This is a genomic window from Pseudomonas sp. AP3_22 TE3818, from assembly GCF_053628995.1.
The window spans coordinates 1,349,966-1,373,845 of sequence record NZ_JBRJHL010000001.1; the positions used below are offsets into that span (position 1 = coordinate 1,349,966).

Consider the following 23,880-nt stretch of genomic DNA (forward strand, 5'->3'; position numbering starts at 1 on the left):
TCTATTCATCCTTTGACTGGTCCTACCCGGCATTCAGGCTATGTACACCCCATTGATACATTGAAGACGGTTCAGAGTGGTCTTCTCCAGGATGCAAGGTTTCCACTTGTAATGAACCTCCCGAGTGCCCATTTCTTGTCTATTTTTTCAAGTGTATTTTGGTCAATTGTTTCGCCATTAAAATTGGCCAATAAGTTTGAAATTGCTGGGCCGACTTCGTCATCGTTTCGCTTGTAGACATCTGTTAGTACTCCAGGGCCGACCATGGGAAACATGATATTAATACGGTCGAGTGCCTCTTCGCGAAGAATACCCGCGCCGATGTAGTCGTTATCGTCGTTGTATTTCTTTAAGTCAAAAATCTTGTTGTATTGCACGACCATTTCTTTGGGAATTTCTTTTAATACCCTGTTTCCAGGGTGGGCAGCAAACGAACTGTTGTTTATAAACGGGTGCAGGGTTGTTGGTTTATCTTCGTGCAATAAAAAAGCAGGGGGCAAAGTACGCAGTTCGTCAGGCTCTGCCCCTATTGATCGGTCGCCCAATCTAAGGTGCATATCTGTATCTTCGTGGAAGTAGTAGTCATCGACATCAGAGTAAATTCCCCCTTTTTTCTCCACGATAAATATCCGCAAGACATCTACCGCATGGGCAAGATTGAGGGGGGATCCGGACCTGAAATCGTTGTAAATAGTAGCTGTTTGACTGTTTTGGAAGTCGTTGAAAAGTTCGCTGCCTCTCAGAGGGATGAAATCGTGAATTTTCAGTTCTTCTACTATGTTTGAAAAATTGTCTTCCTTGGCTGAATCCAGGTAGAGATGTACCTTGTACCCATCTGCTTGCGTAGCGGTGTTATTGATGTTGTCAGTAAGAGGTTTCAGTTTGTTTGCATCTTCCCCTACCCATATAAGATGAATGTCTTTATTAATCGCTGTTCTGACGTTTCCAAAAAGGTCTATGTAAGAAATAGGGTTGTTTCCAGTCATCCTGTAGAGATTAAGCCCATCTATATTCCCCGCCGGATCCGGATTTATCCACCGCCCCAACCACCCCGCGTAATACCGGGCGCCATAGTAATAAAGCCCACAAGCATCCCTCTCCTTCCCCGAATACCGAATGGTCTTGTAATCGGCATCGACCTTCGAGCGGGCGGCCCACCAGGCCGTGCCACCATAAGGGTAGTAACCCTCGTGACTGATGACGGCGGCCAATTGATCAAGCTCCAGGCAACTGGAGCCCAGGTGGTCATCGATGCTGTAGCGCACTTGGTCATTGTCGATATCGTTCGGTTGCCCCTTGACCCAATGCAGGCACCGCACGCTGCCACGGGCCAGTTGAACGTGAACAACCTGAAGCTCTTCGCGTTCATCGGCGGTGCGCACTTCCAGGCCCGGGAGATAGTGGACAACCTCTTGATGGGTCACAGTGCGGGCCTGTCGAGTGCTGAACTTGGCGACCCGCTCTCCGGCCGCGCTGTAGCGATACCATTCGCCGTCATTGATACCGGTTGAACGCTGGACCTTGATGACGCTTTGCAACTGATTGCGCGGATCCCAGGTCATCGGTTGGGCGCCTGACGCCAGGTATTGCAAGTTGCCGTTTGCATCGAAGTGACGGCTGAAGTCGGGAACGTCTTCACCCTCGTTCCATGGCAAGGCGCGGTTGCTCTGGGGATCGACGTACAGTTGGCGGCTGAACGGATTTTTATCACTTTCATGGCGCAACAAGGTCCGGTTGCCGCCAGGGTCGTAGTCGTAATGTTCGGTGTAGTTGAGCAATCGGGCGGGGTCGATGGGGCTGGGGATGTTCAGCTCCGGTAAGCCCGGTGTCTGTCCCGCACCCGCCGTTTCACGACCCTTGGCGCAGGTCAGTTGGTAGAGGCTGTCGTAGGTGTAGGTGTTCTCGGCAGCCACGCGCTGATTGTCGAAATAGCTGTCTGCTTGTGTGTGATCCATGAGCCGAAGGATGTTGCCGACCGGGTCGTACTCGTAACTCATCTGCTGCAGGCGCCGGCGTGTCGAGGTGGTCGCGGTCAGGCATTCCAGTCGGCCGTTTTCAGGCTGGTAGCTGGCAACGCTGGTGACGTTGTTGCTGGCAATCTGAGTGAGCAATTGTCCTGCGGCGTTGTAATTGGCAGCGCTGAGCAACGACTGCAATGCCTGGCCTTTGAGCGTCAGGTCGATGCGTTGCAGTTGCCCGGCGCGGTCGAAGTTGAATTGTCGTAGATGGCCGCTGGCATCGATCTGCCCCAACACTTCACCTGTCGGACCATACCAGGATTCGCTGGTATAGCCTTCGCCCGGTTGCAGCAACAGGTCGCGATCCACCTCGTTCGCAGGCCAATTGGCGGACAGTCCCGCCTGATCCGGCAGGAAACGCCGGGTCTGGCAGACCAGCCCGCCATTCAGGGCGATCTGTCGAAAAAAAACCGTACCGGCCGAATCGTCATGGCGGATCAAACTCCCGCACTGGTTGCGCTCGGCGAACTCAGCCGAATTGTCGGCATACGTCAGGCGTTCGACGGTGCGCAAGTCCACACCCGGAGCGTATTCATGGTGAGCGATGGGGCGGCGCAGTTCGTCGTACTCGTTCTGCCAGTGACTGCCTCGGCCATCCCACTGTTCGAGCACTTGTCCGGTGTCACCCGTCAGGCTCAGGCGCCACCCGGCATCGACGCTGTCAGTCAACAATGCCGCGCCAGAGAGGCTGTAAAGCGCTGTCTGGTTCGGCCGGGTAGCTGTTGCAGAAAACCGTGGGTCGCGTTGAGCCACTAATCGTCCGGCGGCATCATTCTGCGCAGTGGAGATTCGTGCAGCGGGGTGATCAGGTTCCACTGCACGAAGGTAAGCCACTTGCCGTACCGCTAAGCCACGACCGTCGTGTGCCGCCAGCGTTGGCGTATGGCGATGGATGTTGGCATTCAATGGATAGTCCAGCTGGTTCGCCGTTGTACGGGTGGCGGATCAAACAAATCGTTCTCATCGAACGCGATGGTGTACCAGGTGCGATAGCGCTGCTCCCGGCGCAACGGTTTTTCTTCCGGGGGATTGCCCTGCAGCATTTTTTTCGCCAACACGGTGTGGGTCGGTCGGCCGGCGGCGTCGTAGAACTGCTGGTCGTGATACCCGGCTTCACGTATCGCCTCGTCATTGATGTAGCGGTACGTGTTGGCGAAGTAAGGACGATAGATGCGCACCGTTTCGCCCTTGTTGTTGTACTCGACCCGTTCGCTGACCCGCCAGCGCCGGGCGGCCTCTGCCTCCTTGGGCCGGCCGTATTTGTCGAGTGTCAGTTGGCCTTTTTCGTCCACCCACCACGCCATGCCGGGTTCGACCTCTTGTTTGGTTTGCAGGGAGCGGCCGAAGCCGTCCCAGCAGGCGATGGCCGCACGGATTTGCAGCTGTGGGTCGCCGGGATAGCGGTCGGCCAGCAAGGTGGCGGCATGCACGGCCTCGCGATGAGCGTTATCGACGTATCGCTTTAGCCGTTCTTCGTCCGCGGAAAAATTCTGCAAGCCCTCAAGATGCACCCGCGCCCGGCTGCAGAGATGACCGTCGGGCAATATAAAACCTTCACCGCGAGCCCAGACCAGCCAAGGTGTCGGATCTATTGGAGGGATTTTGCCCATCCAGCTGAAGGGCGCAGAAAAGGTGGCCGTGGCGTAGTTGCCAATGGCTGTGTTCTTGTCGGCGATGGCGCCTGCCGGCGTGCGGTCCTCCGGTGGCTGGTAATCGCTCAGTGGATGGAAACCGACCTCGACGCCCAGTTCCGTGCCATGGAAGCTGGTCACCAGTACTTCGCCGAACGCGTTGTAGCGAGCCTCCTGGGTGTTTTGATTGGGGTCGAGAATGCCAGCGGGCAGGAACGATCGGTAGTCGACACCGAGGATGCGCGTGGTGCAGCCATCTGGCAGAGTGACGGCGGTGCTCAGGCACCAGTGCTTGTCGTAAGCGACAGTGGTGATGCCGTGACTCTTGGTCTGCTGGAACTTCTCGACGTTATAGAAGCCTGCGAGCTTGTGGTAAGTGGGAAAGCTTTTGCGTACCGACCACAGGTAGTCCTTGGCTTCATTTGAATTGGCGGGCGGACGTGTCTTGGGCTCCGGCAAAAACAGATCCATGATGTGGTAACCGACTTCAGTCGATTCGAGTTTTTCCTTGAGGTTGAACGGCATGTTGCCCTGATCGTCCTTGAGCTTGTCGTAGGCGCTCAGGGCGGTGGCGTCCAGTTCGGCGGTTTCCTGATAGTCGGGCAGGGCGGTGAAGATCAGTTTGTCCGGGTCCAGCAGTGTGCCTGTGGCCGGATCCTGATAGCGCTGCAGCGACAAACCGGTCAGCACCGCTCTGGCTGCCCAGGCACCGTCGTCATCGGCCCATTCAAGGAAGTTTTCGTGGTGGATGTCGACAGGTTTGAGTTCGTCCTTTTCCAGCACCAGCGCATTGCCGCGCTGACGATAAGGAATACCCAGACGCCAGCCATCAGGGGCTTCCAGATGGCAATACTCGGCTTTGGCCTCGGTCAGATACCAGCATTGTTGCGCGTCGTCATGGGCGTCCAGCCACCATCTGTTTTCGTAGTCTTCATCGCTTTCGTCGCCAGGCACGTTGACGGCGAAGGGCGGGGTGTCCTTGTCGGTTTTGCGCCGGGCGTAGTGCACGACGAAACCGTGAGTGAGACCACCGAACTTGTCCCACTCAAGATTGAGTGTGTGCTGGACCAACGGGTCGTCCGCCACTTGCGGTTCGTACTGGTAAGCGATGCTTTCCAGCGCCAGTGACTGCAATACGGCATAAGGATGATGTTGACCTTTGGGGCGCAAGTGGCGAATGAGGAAGCGATTCTCCTGCACGGTGTAGGGGACGGCCGTTGCGGGATCATCGTCGGCGGCAAAAACCTCCGCGCGCAACACCGAGCCGCTGAGGGTTCGGGCCATCTCGCGGGCGAGGTCTTCATCGGGATCGATCACGCGTCCCGCCGCATCGCTGAGGTGATACTCGTGCAGCAGCGTCGCCCTCAACGGCACTGCCTCTGCATCACCGCTGTAATAACCGTCGTCGCGCATGTCGATGGCCCGGCCGGTGTGAAACCAGGTTTTGCTCAGGATCGGCGCGGTGAAACCCAAGCTTGAGCGTTCAGCCACCGACGCTTCGGTATCGGTTTGCAGCAGCAAGGCAAATCCGCGGAACTCACGCTCGAAACTGTCGTAGAAACCCTGGCGGTAAGTGAAGCCCTGGGTCAATCGATTGCCGGTGATTTCATCCAGTTGGGTCTGCTGGCTGACCAGGTGCATGGCGAACGGCAGGTGCGAAACAGGGGCTTTTTTGGCGGCGATCAGCTCGGCTTTTTCATCCAGCCATTCCTGCGCCGAACTGCGGTAAGTCACGCCCGTGGCGGCCCCCATATTGTTGTTGGTGGCATTGACCAGGTAGGGCTTGGCGCTGACGAAATCGTAGCGCCAGTGCTGGGGCTTCATGTGGGGCACGGTGAGTATCAGGCTGGAACATCCCAGCCCTTGGAGGTCGGCGATGCTCACCTGGCAGAAGCGGTCGTAACGCACGCCTTGCGGCCATGGCATTTTCACATAATCTTCTTCGAAGCCTTCGCCGCCGTGATTCATGTAGACCCGGAAACCGTCGGACTCCAGGTAGATCAGGTCAACCGCGCCCGAGCCGTCCAGGTCCGCCAGCCGCACCCGCGACGAATCGAACTCGGCATAGGTGAAATTCAGCGCGCAAAGGACGAAACCTTTGCCGAATCTTCCATGCCCCAGATTCGGCCAGCATTTGACTTCGTTGTGGCGGATGCGGATCAAGTGTTGTGCCGCGCTGCCCAGTGGGTCGCTGAAAGCCACCAGTTCGGTCTGGGTACTGCTCAACAAGGGCAGCGAGTCGTCGTCGTGAGGGACGTTGGCCCCTTGGCTGAACCCGACTGCACGACGGCTTGAATACAGGCGCACGCTGCGTGGACCGATCAACGCCAGATCCGTCAGGCCGTCGCCCACCAGGTCAGCCAATTGCGCACCGGGATGAAAAAACTCCGAGGGGAACGCAGCATAGGCCACGAAGTTCGACCAGCTTCGGTCCGGATTGAGGGTGAAGAACCCGGACATGCCGGGACGGGCGATCACCCAGTCGAGCTTGCCGTCGCCGGTCAGGTCGCTCAATGACTGGCGAATCGGTTTGCTGCTATCGGCCATGGGAATGCCGGGCAACAACGCCCAGTCGCCGTAGCTCACGTCATTGCCGCCACTGTCGGCACGCAGCGGTTCGCGGTAGTACCAGGCCTTGTCACTGCTGAACAGCACACCCGGCATGCCTTCGCCATACAAGTCCACCAACTGATAACGCTGGCCGTCATTGAGCCCCGGCATCTGGGGGAACTCGCTGTAACCCTCGCGCTGCGGATCGAGTTCAAACGGGTTGTAGAAAAACTCCATGGGCGGGCGACTTTCCATCTGCCCCTGATTGTCATAGGCCTGGATGTGCGCGGCGGTCAGGTGGTTGTAGCCCAGCGCGCTCGGGCGATGTTCGAGCAGCAGGCGCTGGACCAGCACTGGATCGCTGCCCAACTCATCGACAAACTGATGAAACATCAGCACCTGCCGGCACAGGCGCCGGGTGCCCAGTTCAAAGCCGTAAGCGTAGTTCCAGAACGGATCGCTGCGCACCTGCCATTCACCGCTGGGCTGGTAGGTCGGTGTTTGCGTCAGGTCGGCGCTGCGTTCACCGTAGTCGAACACCAAATGGAAATGCCATTGCACATTGTCCCAGCGATCGGCGCCCCAGGAGTACAGGTCGGCGGATGCCTGGGCATTGCCGTACAAAACCTTGTGCAGGTAGCGCTGGGCACGGTAATCGCGAAATTGCGGCGCGGCGGGCGCGTCGGTTTCAGCTTTGTATTCGTAAACAACGTGTTCGCCGCGCAAGTTGAGGCTTTCGTCGATCAACCAGACCCCGACATGACTTTTGTCGTTGGGATCGGCCCGGCGCGAGGCCTGGGTTTTGCCGTAGCAGTGCAGGCTGCCGTCGGCGCCATGGATCAGCCAGAAGCCGGCGGGGTTGTAATCAGGCTGGTTCGGAGCGTCGTCCTCCTCGTCCGAATCGAAAACCCTGGTCCAGTGCTCGATCAGGTCAAACCCGCCTTCGACCCGTGGCCAGTAACGCACGACGTGGTGCTTGCCGAGGTCAGTGGCGTCGTTGTACTCCGACACCTCTCTGAAAATGATCTGGCCGTCGCCCCCCCTCTCGGGCATCCACACGTCACCGCCGGGGCCGACTACCTGATCGTTGCCTTCATATTTCGGCACACCCTTGGTGGTGCGCAGGGTGATGGCGTTGGTGGTCAGGCGCCAGCCGATGCCGAACGGACTGTTGCCGACATCGCTGCTGTAACCCAGGCCCAGGGCCGGGACCAGGTTGCGGTTGGGGGCCTTGCTGATCGGCAGGGGTAACTCCAGTGATGCGGCACCGATGGTACCCACACCGCCCCAGCCTTTGCCGATGCTCTGGATGGCCCCGCCGCCTTTGGGCAAGGAGGGCGCATTGATTTCCAGGGAGGATTGCGTTTGTTCGTTCATTGCAAGCCTCCGGTGGATCTGGCGGTGTAAGAGATATGAATGATGATGTCGGTCAGAGACTCGAGCATTGCCTTCTGCGCATCCGAATTGGGGAATGTCAGGGTCCAGCGTGAAACCGCGCCGGTGTATTCGAACGGCAGATAGCGTTCGTCCTGGAAGTTGAGCTGGAACTGACCGTTGTCGTCGACGCCATGGGAGAGGGCAATCTGCTGGCTGGCTCTCAGGTTCTCTTTCGCGGTGCCGACAGCGGGGAGCATTTCAACCTTGCTGTAGCTCTGGCTCAGGACTGCGCGGATGTCTTCATAGGGCCCGACGGTGACCGGCAGGGATACGCTGATGGTTTTGATGCGCCGCAGGTAGTGCTTCTGTCCGGCGTAATCGTCGTCGAACATTTTCTGTGTCAATTCGAATTCGCAAGTACCACTGTTCGTCAGAGCCTCCGTGATCTCCTTCCAGGTCTTGTTGATCGTCGATGTGGGGTCCTTGGCCTTGAGGCCCTCCAGCGAAATGGTTTTACGGATCTCCAGATCGCGCTTGTTGTTTTGCACGTATTCACGGTACATCTGCTGCAGGCTCATTTTCAGCTCTTCCCCGGCACCCAGGCCGCGATAACTGCTGTTCCAGGCTCCGGCGCGGATGAAGGTCTGGGTGAAGTTGCCCATTTCGTATTGCCAGCAGGCTTCGGCAGCCTGGCACAGGGACTGCGCGGTGTTGAAGGCGGTGTAGTAGAAACTGGCGAACTTGCTGTTGAGCCAGTCGTAGGTCTGGGACTTGCTGAAGCGGTTGTTGCTCAGCAGGAAGTCGTGAGTGACCTTGGCCTGGTTCAGTGCGGTTTGCGCCTGGCGCAGCTGCAGTTGAGTGGCGACGTGTTGCGCCTCATAGACCTCAAGTTGGGCGTTGATGTGCTCGGCTTCGAGTTTTGCCTGGTCGCGGGCCTGGGTCCATTCCTGGTCGCGGCGTTGGTATTGACCTGTCCGAGCGAAAGTGTCGGCGATACCAGAGCGATTTTTACTGTCATTGTAAGCAATGCTGGCTGCTGCGTTAGGTAAACCTTCAAAGCGCATACCACCACTAGCAGCCCCATATATATTCGGTATTAATTTTGCGAGTTCACCTAGAGTGGAACAAACGCCTGCCGAGATTTCCGCGATGCGTGCTCTCAGCAAGTTTTCGCCCATACTCACTTCTTCGCTAGTCAACCCATCTGTTAACAACTTTTCGTAATAGGCGAGCCGTCCGGCAGCTATTGCGTGACTCGCCACCAGCGCTTCCTTGTTTTTTTCATCGATCTTTCCGGCCTGGACCTGAATGTCGACAGCCACCTTCGCCAGGTTCCAGGCTTGTTGCTGTTGCAGTTCCAGGTATTGCGCCTGTTCTTTACGCTCAATCAATGACAACAAGGTCGAGCCGAATTGCATCACGCTGTCCACCGCATTCTGCGCAAGGGCAAACATGAAGCTGAAGCGATAATGCGGAATTTGCGGGCTCAGCAGACGGTGCAGCGCCGTGCCGGACAACCCTTGACCCCAGGCGGCCAGCAGCGCCCGTGGGTCCAGCGGTGGCGCAAACAGTGGCAGGTTCAAGGCATTGCCCGCCATGTCCAGATTGTGCCGCAGGTTGTACAGACGGCTCTCGGCCCGTTCCCAGCGCTGGATCAGCTCAGGGTTGAAGGGCCGGCGCAGGTACGGATTGTCGACCCCGGGCACCGAGGGATCTGCCGAATAAGGCCGCAGGCAAAGTAGCGGAGCAACCTCTGAGGCCGGGGCTTTGCCAATCCGCAGCGGCGGGTGATCCGCAAGCTGCTGTTGAAGGCCGATCAGCTGTTGCTCAAACTCACGTAGTTCCGGGTTTTGCGCAGTGCTCAATGTCGCCAGGTCAACGGGCTCCCAGTCGTCGACTTGCTTCACGTCCGGACGCGAGCCCAGCAAATCCAGGATGTGCACATAACGCAGCTTGGCTTCTGCCAGCCCGTCCGGGGTGAGTTCCCGGTAGGCTGCGTCTGCCTGGTTGCTCTCGATATCGATATAGAGACCATACAGTGCCTTGCGAAAATGCACCGGGAAACTGAGGGCGATCTGATGCGGATCGTCCGGGTACAGAATGGCCTGGCTGGGGTCCGCCGGGCCTGGCCACACAGGCTCTTCTAGCGGCACCGAGTGCCAGTAGCCCGGATGTCCCGCATGACCGCTTTGGCGCGAGGGATCGAACACAAACGCGAGCCAGCGTTTGGCTTCATCGTACTGTTGTTCTTCATTGAGCCGGTAAGCCACCAGCCAGGGCAGGTACAGGAACAGTTCGAGGAAATACAGGTAGTAAGCGCCGGAGAAATCCATCGGTTCCGCGCCGAGCCCATTGGGAATGGGTGGCTCTTCCATGTGTTGGGTATCCCAGCTCAGCAGGGACTCCATGCCGTCTTCGGCAAGCTTGATCAGATGCCTGGCAAAGGTGGTGTTCATGCGAATGGGCGCCCGAAACATCGTTTTAGGCTTCGTACCATCACTGTACTGGATGCTTGAACCGGTGAAGTCGATGAACTGCGCCTTGCCCAGAGAGGGGCTGTCCCCCACTGACTGGTCTGCCAGGCTGTTGATGCTCGGGGTTACCAAGGCATCTGATTCGAGTTGCTCACCCCAACCCACTTTTAATGCTTTAAGTGCGCCGCCCCTCAGTGTAACGAGAGGCAAGAATGGATTGTCTTTCTCATAGACCAGTACGCCGTAAATCAGCGGAACTTTTACGTCCTCAGGCTTTTCGGGCCAGTCCACTGGCCAACCCTCGGCCTGGTGAGTGGTCTGGTCGATCGAGAACGCATAACTCAGCATGGCATCCTTGGCCAGGCTGCTGAAGATCGCGGACGTGTGTAGCGTACGCATATCTTTGAATTCTGTTGGGTATGTGCTGGATTTGACATCCAAAGGGTGTGCGACGAATAGCTGATAAAAGTACGGGCCGAAGGTTTCGTGCTTCACCTCTTTATGCAGGTACAACTTGTCGGTCTTGTTGGTATAGCGTCGGCACTCTGTCAGAAAGTTATTTGGCGAGCTGAAAATATCTTCCAGCATGTGTTTGTACAGGCGTTTTCCCGCGAGCGAAGCAGGCTCACCTTTTTTTGTGGCAGGCAATAAGAATTTATCGCCGCCACCACCGCTTTCTATGATCAGGTTTTCCCATCCCTTATTGGTCGTGAAAGAGTACTGAGCATTTACCTGGTCCAGCCAATCGGTACCGGTAGGCGTGATCGTTGAGCCCGGATTCAGCGTATATCGTTCATTGTGGAAGCTGGATTCATTGAATACCAACTTCAGCTTGAACAGTTCGAGCGTGGGAGTTCCTCTGTCGTAGATGGACACTGTGATGGTTTTTTCGTCACCGAAACCTTCATCCAGTCTTACCGTCAGTTCGATATTGGACTGGGTACGGTTGTAAACAAGATCAGCGTCTTTCTCGCTGGGCTTGATTCGCTTTTGCCAGTCTCTGAAGTCCCAGGTGTCTTTATTTTCCGTGGGGACGGCAGGCGATACGTCGCCGAAAACCAGAGTGCTGGATGGAAGCCTGTATTGGAAACGCTGCGCGTTCCTGTCGGCATTGGCGAAAATGTAGCCGACCAGCAGTACATGAGCCTTGGTTTTTTCGTCGTCCTGCGGCACGGAAGTGGCCGCCCCCTGCGGGATATTGGGTACGACGCCATACGACGGAAACAGCGAGGTCACATTGAGGTTTTTGTCGATACGGGCCGTTCTTAAAAAGTCGTACTTGTCACCACCGCCCGTAGTGTCTGTCGGGAGCGGCTGATAGTGGGAATACAGCGCGATAAACATCGACTCAGGCGAGGTCGAGTGGTCATACACCGCGATAGTCTGGGTTTCCCTTTCAATTTCCTCTGGCGTTTTGGCGATCAGGGCAGGGGTCAGGCAATAGTTTTCGATGTAGACCCGAGGCGTACTCCAGCTGTCATCGTACTTTTTGTAGCTCCCGTACAAACGGAACAACGGATGAGTCTTGACACTGTTTTGCAATTTTCCCCCAAAAGAGTCCGGTGAAAGGGCATCGGGATTCTGATACTCCACTTCCGCCCAGACCACGAACAGCCGATTGTTGAACCAGCAGGGGCGGATCGTGTGTTCCAGGGCTTTGTCCGAAATCGGAACATTGGCTCTGCTCCAGTCCGTCCAGGCACTGGGCAGGGGTTTGTCGTACTTGTGCGCGATTCCGTCATCTTCACTCGCGGGTGTTTTCTTTGGCCGTTGACGCATATCCAGTGCACGCCAGTAGTAGGCGTTTTCGGCAGGTGACTTGGCGATGAAGTAATAGGTGCTGTTGGCGAAGTTTTTTCCGTCGATGTAGCCATTGCAGATTTTCAGGTTGGCCACTTCTTCGAAGCGTGCCAGGTAAGCCAGCACGGCGGCCTGCACGGTATCCGGCTGGATCTGCGCCTGGTTGATGTCGTTTTCCAGTTGTTCGAAGCTGTCGGTCTTGGTCAGACGCAGGGTCGGGTCCAGGTAGATGTCGGGAAAATGGTGTAACTGCTGGATTGCGGCCCATATCGGGTAGCGATTCAGCCCATTGCGCCAAGTGCTCAGTTGTTCAGGGCTGAGGCTGTTATCACCGTAACCGGGCTCCATGTTCAGCATCATGCTGTTGATCAGCTGTTGCAGGCTGGCGATGGCACAGGCCACTGGGCTGGTGGGCACGTTCTGGCTGACCAGCACATCCAGCAACCAATACTCATAGAGGTCGTTGGGGGTCTTGATGTGGTCCACAAGGCCTTGCGCGATCAGGTACGGATCGTTGGCCACACCTTCGTGCAGATACATCGCGAGCATTGCGTCACGCACGGATTCGTTGAGTAGCGCGTCGATTTCAGTCGTCATGATTGTTCCTTAAACACTCGCAAGTGATGAGTGAGCGGTGATGTTGTGGGCGGCCATGACGGCGTCACCGACGGACTTCCACGCATCCAGGGTGCTCTGGTCATTGAGTTCGGTGGCTTGCAGCAGCGCCTTGGCGGACAGTCCGCTGGCCTGGCAAGTTGCCTGGCAGCGACGTACCCAGTCGACCTGTGCCATTGACTTGGCACGTTTGTCGGGCAGGGTGGCGGTGAGTACTTCAATTTCTTTTGCAGGCCATTCCAGCAGCCGGGCCAATGCACTATTGGCCGTTTCGGCAGCCACCTGGCGCAGGGCTTTGTTCTTCAGTTTTGCCGCGGCCGGATTGGCGAGGCTGAAGTAGCTCAGCAAGGTGTCTTCGGGTTCACGCTGGGCATGCAGCCAATGGCTGAAGCGTTCGAACAGGTAGAGGTCCGAAAGGGAGGGTTCGCTGTTGCTTCCTGAATACTGATCGCCACCCAACCAGTCCGGATTGACGACAAACAGGCGAATCGCGCTGTTGCTCAAGCGCAGTTGCAGCGCTATTTCGGCGTGTCGTGATACGCGCTGGAAATGCTCGATCAACATGCTTGCGTCCTGAGAAAGCGCGTCCACAAGGATGCTGTAGACCGAAGAATGGGCCCATTGAATGACGGCGGTGCTGCGGTCCGTTGGCAGTTTTGCGGTTTCCTGGAACAATGCTTCCAGTAGTTGTGTTTGCCTGTCATGGGCATCAAGCAGCAGCCCGAGCAGTTTTTGTTTGCAGATATCTTTGACGGTGGTGGCCAAATTCAGCGGGTCGACCAGTTTGTCGATGTCGGCCTTGAGCCAGGTGTGTGGCTCGTCGACCACCGTGAGCGGCCGGTCGAGCCCCGGCAACAGTCCATCGGCATCGAGCAACGACTGTTTGAGCAGCGTGAACCAGTTGATGGGAGCCGGTGTAGCCGCGTCATTGTGGGTGGGCAGCCCAAGGGATGTGACTTCTTGTTCGGTCACAACGCTGCGTACCGTGTCCTCATGCAAGGTATTCAAACGCTTGAGTTGGTCATCGGACAGCGGTTGTTCCTCAGCCAGGGTATCGACCGTTTGTTCCTCGCCCTCGCTGTTTTCGGATAATGCCACCGGGATATTCGGCCCTAGTCGCTGTTGCAGTTGGGCCACGGTCTGCTGGCTGTCCTTGAGCCAATCGACGGCCCAGTCCAATTGCATCAGCACATCGAGGATATCTGCGGATTCTGGCAAGCTTGGGAGCTTGAGGCGGCCGCTGGCCAATGCCGTTTTGTAACGCCCGCCGCCCAGCAGGTTCGCCAGCGTCAACAGGTCGGCCACCGGCAAACCAAACAACTGGGCGATTCGGGCCTGGCGGAAAAGTGACGAGACCGTTGGCAAATCGCGCTTGAGTTCAGTCAGTACTTTTTTTGTTTCTGCGGCGATCAACAACAGCGAGTCATTGGTCGGTTGCAAAGCGAGACCCGCACACAATTGCAGCAGGGTCTTCTGGTTGGCCGGCGTTGCGCTATCAAGGTCCAGTGCCGTTTGATCGAGGATCAGCGGTGTGTCGAACAGTTGCACCCGGTTGAATACTTGATCGAACAGCGGCACTTCATCCTTGCCGCTGGCATAGGGCGTGAGGTCGTGCAGCAGCGCGGCGAACTCCTGGGGATCGATGCCATGGCGCTGGTTGAGGTGGCGAAAGACGCCGAGCGCGCGCAGTGTGTTCTCGTTGAGCTCCATCCCCAGGTTGGCTTCGCCCTCGGCGCGGATGGCACTGATGATCAGGGTATCCAGCTTCGCGAAGGGAATGCCGGTCCAGCGTTGCAGGCGAATCATCCGTTGCAGGCGATCAAAGCGATCGAGCGAAGTCTTTGTCAGGCGCCAGGTTTTTGTATCGGCGGTTTCGACCTGCACCAGATCCATGGCGTTGTCGAATTTGTCGCGGATGATCGAGTCGGCCGTGGGTGGGGATTCGCTGTCGTACAGGCCGGAGCCGGTGCCGTTTACGTAGCAGGCGCCGTAGTGGTTGGCGTGGGGGAATGGCAGAACCTTGAGGGTTGGAAGCGGTACGCCTTCGTGCTGTGCGTTCTTGCTTGGACAGTTAGGTGACAAGCGTACTGCATACGAGCGTCGTGCCAAGAGCATTTCGACCTGTTCAGCGTGCAGGCCGGTGCGCGGCATGAGTTCGGTAAGGTCAGCCAGGAAGGTAGGGTCAGAGTCTGTAATGCCAACGCCGTATGCCTGGGTGAAGTAGTTTTTTTCCTCATTTGTCGGGTGGTAGTGTTCGTCCAGCGTGAGAGTGAAGCGCCTTTTTATCAGTTTGACCGGGGCCTCAACGGTGCCTGTGGCAATTTGCAGATCGAAGCTGACGGACAAACCCTCTGTGTCGGGTTCCGGGAGTGCAGCTTCGGTTTTTACACGCGAGCAATAGGTCGCTGATGAGCCAGCGTGCAGTGAGTTCAATAAGTATTGGTTGGTATTGGCAGGCGTGCCGGAGCTTAGCGTCAGCGTCACGGGAGTAGTTGTAGTGTGCTCGTCCTTTTGAAAAGTAACGGATGTCCGGTTTGAGCCTGTGGCGGATGAGCGCAAGCTATCTGCTTCGGGGTCTGCGATGCCGATTCCCGTTTGCCCTAAAGGCAGCAAGTAACCGGTCGTCATTGGCGAATGAGGACTGAGTTGACTGCTGCCAGGGCTTTGCCAGCCGACTGTCAAGTCACTCAGATCGTTACGAGTCAGATAGAAGTTACTGAACGGTGAGGGTTCGATCAGCAAGTCCTGTTGCTGCGGACTCAACTCCGACAACAACCGTTGCGCCTGCAACACCGGTTGCTGCACTTTGCCGTACCCGTTGGTGGCGTCCTGGGCAATCGGTAGCAGCAGGCTGGCCCGGTAATTGAACTCGCCCAGTTTGGGCTTATTCCCCTCCAGGCCGATTGCGCATTGCTGGTGATAAAAGTTGTACGGCAATGTAAATGGGTAGCGACGCTCGCTCAGGACCTGATAAATGGGCTTGTTTTTATCGGCGTCCACGTTACTCAGATAATTCTCCAAGTTACGGGTGAGCACATCGTTGACGATTTCCAGCATGGGGCGTGGGGTGAAGGTGCTCTCCCGGGTAATCAGCAAGTTCTTCAGATCCGGACGCCGCCTGTCCAGCAAAATGCGTTTAGGATCTTCGCTGGTTTCTTCCAGTTGCTGGACAAATCCATGCAACTCGCTGAGGTAGGCCACCGGAGAGTCGACGGCGGCAATGGCCCCGACCTTGCAGAACTCGTCCCATTTTTCTTTGAACTCATTGCGAAAGGTTGGCCCCAGCTTCGTCAGTGAGTGCACACCACTGCGTTGGGCCAAGTGCTGGAACTTGCCCGAAGAGGTTTTGTATTCGCGATACAGGCGGGCAATCAGGGCCGCGTAACCCATCGCATTGTCATAGGCCAGTTCGGCGTTGGCATCGCTGAAAACGGCGAGCTGGCGGGCGAACCCGGATCGAGACAGGCGAACAATGTCGAAGACCGACGTGAACCCCATCTTCTGCATGGCCGTCGCGAAATCGCTGCGACCTTTTTTCGGCGAGCTGTCCGCTGCGACGAGCGCGGTCATTAGAGAGTTATTGTCGACGGCCATTTCAAGGATTCTCCTGCCAGAAAGTAACGGGCTATCGTTGAGTGCCCGGCAGGATCAAACTAGTGGTAAACACCCGAGGTGTAACCTGTCAAACCTGACAGGTTGAGGCTATTTGTTTAGAGTTAATTCATCTTGAAGACGTGTGACTTATTACAATTCATCTAAAAAGAAGGGGGCTGTGAGCAGACGGAGAGCAATTCTTGTTCTCCCTCGTATGGCCAATGCCCGGTATTTGAAAATCAGGCCGTTCATCGGTACTGTCAGTTTTTACAGGTGGTTTTAACGATGCCGAATAAGTTAGAAGTAGCTCCACAAACTCAAGTGAAAACGTCGGGTAGTGGAGCGCTGAAACTATGACGAAGGATATCGAAACCCAGATACTGGATGAAAATGAAGCGCGGATGGAGGTCCTGACACCTCCAGCTATCACGGCTCCTACAGCGGGAACCGTGAGTCGTCGATTTAACGTCCATGCAATTGTGCCATCCCCTGCTCACAATAAATGGAACCTTGATTTCTTCTGGGCCAGCAATGGAAAAAAAATTACAAGATACAGCGGTGGGTGGGGCTCTGGTTTTATTCAGTATGTAGTGCCGGATGAGTTGCCAGTAAACGAGATGATTTATTTCAAGATCCAATATCAAATCGCTCTTTACAGCCGATGGGCTCGGAGTCACAACTTTAAAATTGGCCAAGTCCAACTTTCGCCACCGGTGATTACCAACCCCGGAACCATATGGGTGCCAAAACCGGAAATACAAGGAACAGGCGGTGTGGCAGGTGCGACGGTCGAGCTCTATGAGGACGGTGTCGGTACCGTTCTGTTCGGAACGGCGACGGTACAGTCGAATGGCTCCTGGAAGACCGTGCTAACGCAGCCATTGTGGATGGCCGATCCATTCAAACTGACCGCCAGGCAGAAATTGAACGGTATGGAGTCTGCATGGTCGACTGCGGTCTCTTTTGCAGTCCTGTTCAGGCCTGTAATTACTAACTGTATAATTGCTTCTCGAAAACCCACTATCATTGGGGGCGGCGGGCTCAAAAACGCGATTCTCCACATCTATAATGAGGGCGGGAGCGGGGGCGTTTTATTATCCACGACGGTTAATTCTGACGGGAGTTGGTCTGTTTCTGCCCCAATAGCTTGGCCGGCAGATGATTACCGAATTACTGCCCATCAGATCGGGAAGGTTACAGGACAAGCATCTGATTGGGCGACTGTCGTAGCATTCACGATCAACCAGCCAGTACCGGAGGCACCGGCGATTTCGTCACCCGTGGGGGGGAGTTCGCATCCAGCGGGCTCACTGGCGGTTCGCGGCAGCTGTCACACGGGGGCGAGGGTCGAGATACTGAACCAGGACAACAGTAAGTTGGCCGACGCGACCGTAAACGGCACTGCCTGGACTTACACTCGCGTTTGGGACGCCGGTCGCAAGGTCGTCAAGGCCAGGCAAACAGTGGGCGGCGCCGCTTCCGTACCCAGCGCTGAGCGAGAGTTTTTCATCAGGCCGGGCGTACCGGGGATTTCTTCACCTCAGCCGGGGAGTTCTCACCCAACGGGCTCACTGACGGTAAGCGGTAGCTGCCTCTCGGGCGCGAAGGTCGAGATACTGAACGATGACAACAGTAAATTGGCCGATGCGATCGTAACCGGCACCGCTTGGTCTTACACACGCATCTGGGACGCCGGTCGCAAAGTTGTAAAGGCCAGGCAAGCCGTAAACGGTACAACTTCTGAACCCAGCGTTCAGCGAGAGTTTTTCATCAAATCGGGTAAACCGGGGATTTCTTTACCCGCGCAGGGGAGCTTGCACCAGGAGGGCTCATTGACGGTGACGGGAGACTGTCTTGCAGGTGCGACGGTCGAGATACTGAACCATGACAACAGCAAGTTGGCCGATGCGACTGTAAACGGCACTGCCTGGTCTTACACTCGTAGCTGGGATGCCGGTCGCAAGGTTGTCAAGGCCAGGCAAACCTTGAGGGGGCAAACTTCTGAGCCCAGCGATGCGCGTCAGTTTTTCATCAAGCCATCCAAGCCCGTGATCACTCAACCCACCCAGCCGATTGCACCGGGTCAGGTGTTGACCGTTACCGGTGTTTATCCTCGCGATGCCACCCTGGAGATGTTCCGTGCTGCGGGCCCCAAAATAGATGGCACCGTCCGCATCAACGGAACAACCGGCACGTTCACACCTCATCAGCCTTGGCTGCCGGGGACTCATACGGTCAAGGTGGTGCAAACCGTGAGGGAGGTGGCATCGGATCCCAGCGATTTGCGTACCTTTACCTTGAAACCCGCCAAGCCGGTGATCACTCAACCACCACACCCGGCTGCGCCGAGGCAGGTTTTGACGGTTACCGCTGTTCACTCCGGTTCTGTGACGTTGAAGATGCTCGATGGTGAAAACCGGCCAGTCACGGGTACTTTCACATCCTCCGGAACGACTCGCACCTTCACACCCGCTCAGGACTGGGCGCCGGGGACTAACAGGGTCAAGGCAGTGCAAATCGTGGGCGGTGTGGAGTCCGATGCAAGTGAGCTGTGTATCTTCAGCACGCAGCCGCTCAAACTGACGATTCTGCCACCTCCCGAAATCGGTGCGCCGAGGCAATCGCTGACGATTGTGGGCGTTCATGACAATGCTACAGGGTTCAAGATGCTTGATGGGGCGAGCAACCAGATACCCGGTGATTTCACTCGCAGTGGGGATACTTGCACCTTTACGCCAGACCGGAGCTGGACACCTGGAGATAACACCGTCAAAGCGGTTCAAATCGTCAATGACGTGGAATCTGCTCCAAGTGATCCGTGCACTTTCAAGGCACGGCCAAACGCCCCTGCGATCAATCCTCCTACCGGTCCGGCCGACCCTATGCAGGAACTGTCCATTAGCGCGGTGCATGCTGATGCAGTGCTGATGATGTTCGAACATCCATCGAACCCGGTGCATGGCAGTTACACCGGCACTGGCGCGACCCGTGTGTTTACGCCGCGAGATCCGTGGGCACCGGGGGATCACGTGGTCATGGTCGAACAGACCGTAAACGGCACGGTCTCCGAGTTGAGCGAGGGGTGTGCATTTACCGTATCCAAATTGATGGCGCCGGTAGTCACTTTTCCGGAGCAGGATCAGTTTGTCGATGTCCACTTTTCATTCACTGGAACCAACGGTTATGCGGAGCCAGGATCAATAGTGTCGGTGTACTGGGCAAATGATGATCAGCGTTCGCTTGAAGATGCGTTTCCGAATCAGGATGGAACCTGGGTAACAGGGCCCATACCGATTGCTCCAATGACAATGGAACTCCGTGTGCGTGCCGAGGCGGGTGGCGTGCACTCTGACTTTGTGCACAGAAAATTCACCATCAGGCCGACCAAGCCAGAAGTACTTGCCCCCATCCCACCTGTCGGGCCTAAACAGTCGTTAGAGGTTGTTCAAGTTTACCCAAGTTCCACACTGCGGATGTTGGACGGTGGAGGGATCGAGATCCCTGGCTGTTTCTCGATTGAGGCGAATACTCAGAGGATGATGTTTACGCCTCATCGGGAATGGAGTCTGGGCGAAAATACAGTGGGGGCGACGGCCACTTATAACGATGTAGATTCATCGCCCAGCGATCCCTGCACCTTTATGGTGGAAGCAGTAAACCCCCCATCCCCCGTTATCACCTTCCCGCAACCTGATCAGATCATTGACTTGAATTCGTCATTTACCGGGACCGACGGATACCCGGCACCCGATGCGTTGGTGTCGATACAGGAGCCTGATACGGGTCATGAGTGGGCCAGGGCGTTACCGGACATTGATGGTACCTGGACCACATCGACACTGCCTCAGGGGCCGGGTTCCCATGAGATTCACGGGTTTGTTTCATCAGGCGAGCTGAAATCGGATCCCGTACCTCTCTCATTCAAAATCAGGCCACCCAAACCTGCGATCACACCACTGCTTACGCCGGTTGAACGGCATCAGCCGCTGACCATTACTGGCGTTTATTCAGCATCGGCGACTTTGGTGCTTATCGATGGCGCGGGCGATCCGGTTCCCGGTGTTTTTGACGCTGGTGACGTAGAGCGGGTGTTCACTCCAGATTCACCGTGGCTGGTCGGTGAGAACAAGGTCACGGTGACGCAAACCGAAGAGGAGGTCACCTCCGCTCCCAGTGACGAGTGTGTTTTTATTGTTGTGGAGCAGGAAAAACCCGAAGCGCCACAATTCGAGCTGCCGCTGGAAGGTTCGAGAACGCCGACGCGACCGGTGATCCAGGTCCGTGGGTTGCCTGACGCGCTGATCACCGTGCGCCTGAGGGATGGCGAGGTGCTGCACTCGGCGTCGGCTGATGCTGAGGGTGTACTGGTTTTCTCGACCAACAAACCTCTGCATCCCGGTGCCATTGAACTTGAAGTAAAACAGCAAGGGAGTGGCCCGGAGTCGGCATGGAGCGACCCTCACTCGTTTATCGTCAAGTCCGTGCCGCAAAAACCCGGAATCGACGCACCGACCGAAAATAGTCGTAACTCTCGCAAATTCGTTATCCGTGGCAAGGGTGAAACGCGAGGGAAGATCCATATTCATCTTGCGGACGATCTCGAAAATCCGATTGTCAGTATCGATGGGCGGGTAAGCTGGCGATGGCAGGTCACCTCACCCTGGGAAGTCGGCACCCATCGTATTCTAGTGCGCCAAGTGGACGAAACCGACAGCTCTGATTGGTCTGATGAAAGGGCTTTCGAGGTGGTCGACGCCAGGCTCCTGATCGGTGCCACCGGTCCGGTGCTCGCACAACCGGTGGTGGGCAATAACGAGAGCGTGTTGTTGAGGGTTCAAGTGGTGACTTCGCAAACCTGGGAGGGGGTAGAGGGGATTGCGGTTGAGTGGAGCGACCCGGAGAATGCGGGCGTTCGGGCGACAACGCTTACCGACTCCGAAGGCTGGGCTCACTATCGTTATACGCCCGACACACCTGGTGAACACCGGCTCCAGGCGGATGTAACCGGCGAAAACGAAGGGGTAATGACCCTTCAGCTGTTCGAGGTGACAGCGTTGGAGGAGAACAGCTGGGAGCGGCCGTTTGGACTTTATCTGAATGGCAAGAAGATTGATCCGGCCCGTGACCAACTCGTTTTGGTGCATGGCACGTCCTACGAGTTGAAGCTTGGTGTCAACAACGCTAGCCAGATGGGTTCCACCGTCACGTTGGAAGACCTGGCGGACGCTGTGCAGCAGGGCATGGAGTTTGATCCTCCCTTGGGGACGCCACAAACGATAACGGTCGGTATAGCGCGGTGGTCCATTGTTTGCGGTTCGGGTGGAAACGGCTTGTTTGGCTTGAAATTGACGAGTTCGAGGCTGCCGGACTGGCATTTGCCAGGGCGGCTGCTTGCCAATGATCTGGCCGATGACGTGCAAATGGTATTCGATACCTACAGAACAATGTTCGGTAGTGCTGCCTATCCCTGCCATGGGGTGACGCATGAGCTGACACTACAGGCCCTGCCCGGCAGTCATTTGCTTGGCAAGAAGGTGACGCTGAACTGGATGGGCGACACCGCTGCGGATCTTGGGATAGTCGTGAGCCCGGATCCGGCTATTCCTCAGATGATGGCTGAAAACCATGTTGTGCGCTGGGAGTTTAATTGCGTCAACAGTCTCAAGGATGGGAGTTTTGCCGTGCAGTTGAACGTGGATGATTTGAACTTCAAGTCAATGCCATTGATGATGAGCCTGGCTCAAAACGCTATCGAGGTATCTGAAACCTTCGGGCCGGAGGAGATGGGAGGTTATTACCGATACGGAGTGCGAGCAGCGTCCAAATTCACGGGGCAGGTTGCCGGTAGAAGTCCAGTACTGGTCACGGTTACCGGGCGAGAGTCTACAGTGAAGCTCACAGAGGAAAATGGCTGGATCCATATCGATTATGATGAGGGCGAATCTGCCACCCTTACCCTTATCAGCCCGTATCTAGATATGGGTCAATAACCTTGCCCAGGTCCTTGAACGGGTTACCCCAGCCTCGATGAGTGGAGGATTTGAATGTGAAAAAAAAAGCCGCGCAGTCGTACAAACTGCGCGGCTCTTTTTACTCACGGTTTAATGCTTACTGCACTTCCACCGCCAGGCTTTCACTGATCTTTTTCTGCCAGATGGCAGGACCTGTGATGTGTACGGACTCGCCCTTGCTGTCGACCGCTACGGTCACCGGCATGTCCTTGACCTCGAACTCGTAGATCGCTTCCATGCCCAGTTCAGCAAACGCCAGCACCTTGGACTTCTTGATCGCCTGGGCGACCAGGTAAGCGGCGCCACCGACGGCCATCAGGTACACGGCCTTGCTGTCCTTGATCGCTTCGATCGCGGTCGGGCCGCGCTCGGATTTGCCGATCATGCCCAGCAGGCCAGTCTGCTCGAGGATCTGACGGGTGAACTTGTCCATCCGCGTGGCGGTGGTAGGGCCAGCCGGGCCAACCACTTCGTCACCGACCGGATCGACCGGGCCGACGTAGTAGATGAAGCGACCCTTGAGGTCCACCGGCAGGGTTTCGCCCTTGTTCAGCATCTCGACCATGCGCTTGTGCGCAGCGTCGCGACCGGTGAGCATCTTGCCGTTGAGCAGGACGGTCTCGCCCGGCTTCCAGCTCTGCACGTCTTCCGGGGTCAGGGTGTCGAGGTTGACGCGACGGGCCGACGGGCCGGCTTCCCAGACGATTTCCGGGTAGGCGTCCAGCGGTGGCGCTTCCAGCGAGGCCGGGCCGGAACCGTCGAGCACGAAGTGCGCGTGACGGGTGGCGGCGCAGTTCGGGATCATGCACACCGGCAGGGAGGCGGCGTGGGTCGGGTAGTCCATGATTTTCACGTCGAGCACGGTGGTCAGGCCACCGAGGCCCTGGGCGCCGATGCCCAGCTGGTTGACCTTCTCGAACAGCTCCAGGCGCATTTCTTCGATGCGGTTCTGTGGGCCGCGAGCTTTCAGCTCGTGAATGTCGATGGATTCCATCAACACTTCTTTTGCCATGACAGCGGCTTTCTCGGCGGTGCCGCCGATGCCAATGCCGAGCATGCCCGGTGGGCACCAGCCGGCGCCCATGGTCGGAACGGTCTTGAGCACCCAGTCGACGATCGAGTCGGACGGGTTGAGCATGGCCATCTTCGACTTGTTCTCGGAACCGCCGCCCTTGGCCGCCACGTCCACTTCCACGGTGTTACCCGGAACGATGGAGTAGTGGATGACGGCCGGGGTGTTGTCCTTGGTGTTCTTGCGAGCACCCGCCGGGTCGGCGAGGATCGAAGCACGCAGGACGTTTTCCGGCAGGTTGTAGGCGCGACGCACGCCTTCGTTGATCATGTCGTCCAGGCCCATGGTGGCGCCATCCCAGCGCACGTCCATGCCGACACGGACAAACACGGTGACGATGCCGGTGTCCTGGCAGATCGGGCGGTGGCCGGTGGCGCACATGCGCGAGTTGATCAGGATCTGCGCCATGGAGTCACGGGCCGCTGGCGATTCTTCGCGCAGGTAGGCTTCGTGCATCGCCTGGATGAAATCCACGGGATGGTAGTAGGAAATGAACTGCAGGGCGTCGGCAACGCTCTGAATCAGGTCGTCTTGCTTGATCACGGTCATGAGTCGCGCTCCTCTAAAAGACGGGAACATTCAATAAGGTGCTTGCAGCTTGGGTGCATCGGTCGGTTGCAAGCACCTTTCAAGGCACGCCGGGCATGCTGGCGCGACGCTAAAAAGGCGCGGCAGTATACCGCGCCTCGGTTCGGTACACACCCGCCGACAGTCAATCGTTGGTCGCATAGGTGGCGC

Annotated in this window: 6 protein-coding genes; 1 reads left to right on the forward strand and 5 read right to left on the reverse strand. The window is 56.9% G+C overall.

The window, feature by feature from the left end; all coding sequences use genetic code 11:
* Positions 1 to 71 precede the first annotated feature (71 nt).
* The 4 genes from AB7M25_RS06410 to AB7M25_RS06425 are packed head-to-tail and all read right to left on the reverse strand — an operon-like array spanning position 72 to position 16,059.
* Entirely contained in the window at positions 72 to 2,924 is a 2,853-nt protein-coding gene (locus tag AB7M25_RS06410; RefSeq protein WP_454237081.1) for an RHS repeat-associated core domain-containing protein, read from the reverse strand.
* Positions 2,921 to 7,576, reverse strand: a complete 4,656-nt coding sequence (locus AB7M25_RS06415) for a SpvB/TcaC N-terminal domain-containing protein (protein ID WP_454237082.1) — start codon at positions 7,574 to 7,576, stop codon at positions 2,921 to 2,923. Before AB7M25_RS06415 ends, AB7M25_RS06410 begins: the two co-directional genes overlap by 4 nt.
* A complete protein-coding gene (locus AB7M25_RS06420) occupies positions 7,573 to 12,447 on the reverse strand; it encodes a Tc toxin subunit A-related protein (RefSeq protein WP_454237083.1) in 4,875 nt (1,624 codons plus the stop codon). The genes AB7M25_RS06415 and AB7M25_RS06420 overlap by 4 nt, the downstream gene beginning before the upstream one ends.
* Before the next feature lie 9 nt (positions 12,448 to 12,456).
* The gene (locus AB7M25_RS06425) at positions 12,457 to 16,059 is read right to left on the reverse strand and encodes a Tc toxin subunit A (protein ID WP_454237084.1); all 3,603 of its coding nucleotides are present in this window, start codon (positions 16,057 to 16,059) and stop codon (positions 12,457 to 12,459) included.
* Positions 16,060 to 16,412: 353 nt separating this feature from the next.
* Here AB7M25_RS06425 and AB7M25_RS06430 point away from each other — a divergent pair, with 353 nt between their 5' ends.
* Positions 16,413 to 22,049, forward strand: coding sequence for a hypothetical protein (locus AB7M25_RS06430; protein ID WP_454237085.1), 5,637 nt, complete (start codon positions 16,413 to 16,415; stop codon positions 22,047 to 22,049).
* 118 nt (positions 22,050 to 22,167) lie between these two features.
* On the opposite strand, the gene AB7M25_RS06435 is transcribed toward AB7M25_RS06430, so the two are convergent.
* Positions 22,168 to 23,691, reverse strand: coding sequence for a fumarate hydratase (locus AB7M25_RS06435; protein WP_007986121.1), 1,524 nt, complete (start codon positions 23,689 to 23,691; stop codon positions 22,168 to 22,170).
* Positions 23,692 to 23,880: the final 189 nt, after the last annotated feature.

Coding starts and splice junctions, on each gene's coding strand:
- AB7M25_RS06415 (WP_454237082.1), bottom strand. CDS start 7,576: ATGAACGAACAAACGCAATCCTCCCTGGAAATCAATGCGCCCTCCTTG.
- AB7M25_RS06420 (WP_454237083.1), bottom strand. CDS start 12,447: ATGACGACTGAAATCGACGCGCTACTCAACGAATCCGTGCGTGACGCA.
- AB7M25_RS06425 (WP_454237084.1), bottom strand. CDS start 16,059: ATGGCCGTCGACAATAACTCTCTAATGACCGCGCTCGTCGCAGCGGAC.
- AB7M25_RS06430 (WP_454237085.1), top strand. CDS start 16,413: ATGACGAAGGATATCGAAACCCAGATACTGGATGAAAATGAAGCGCGG.
- AB7M25_RS06435 (WP_007986121.1), bottom strand. CDS start 23,691: ATGACCGTGATCAAGCAAGACGACCTGATTCAGAGCGTTGCCGACGCC.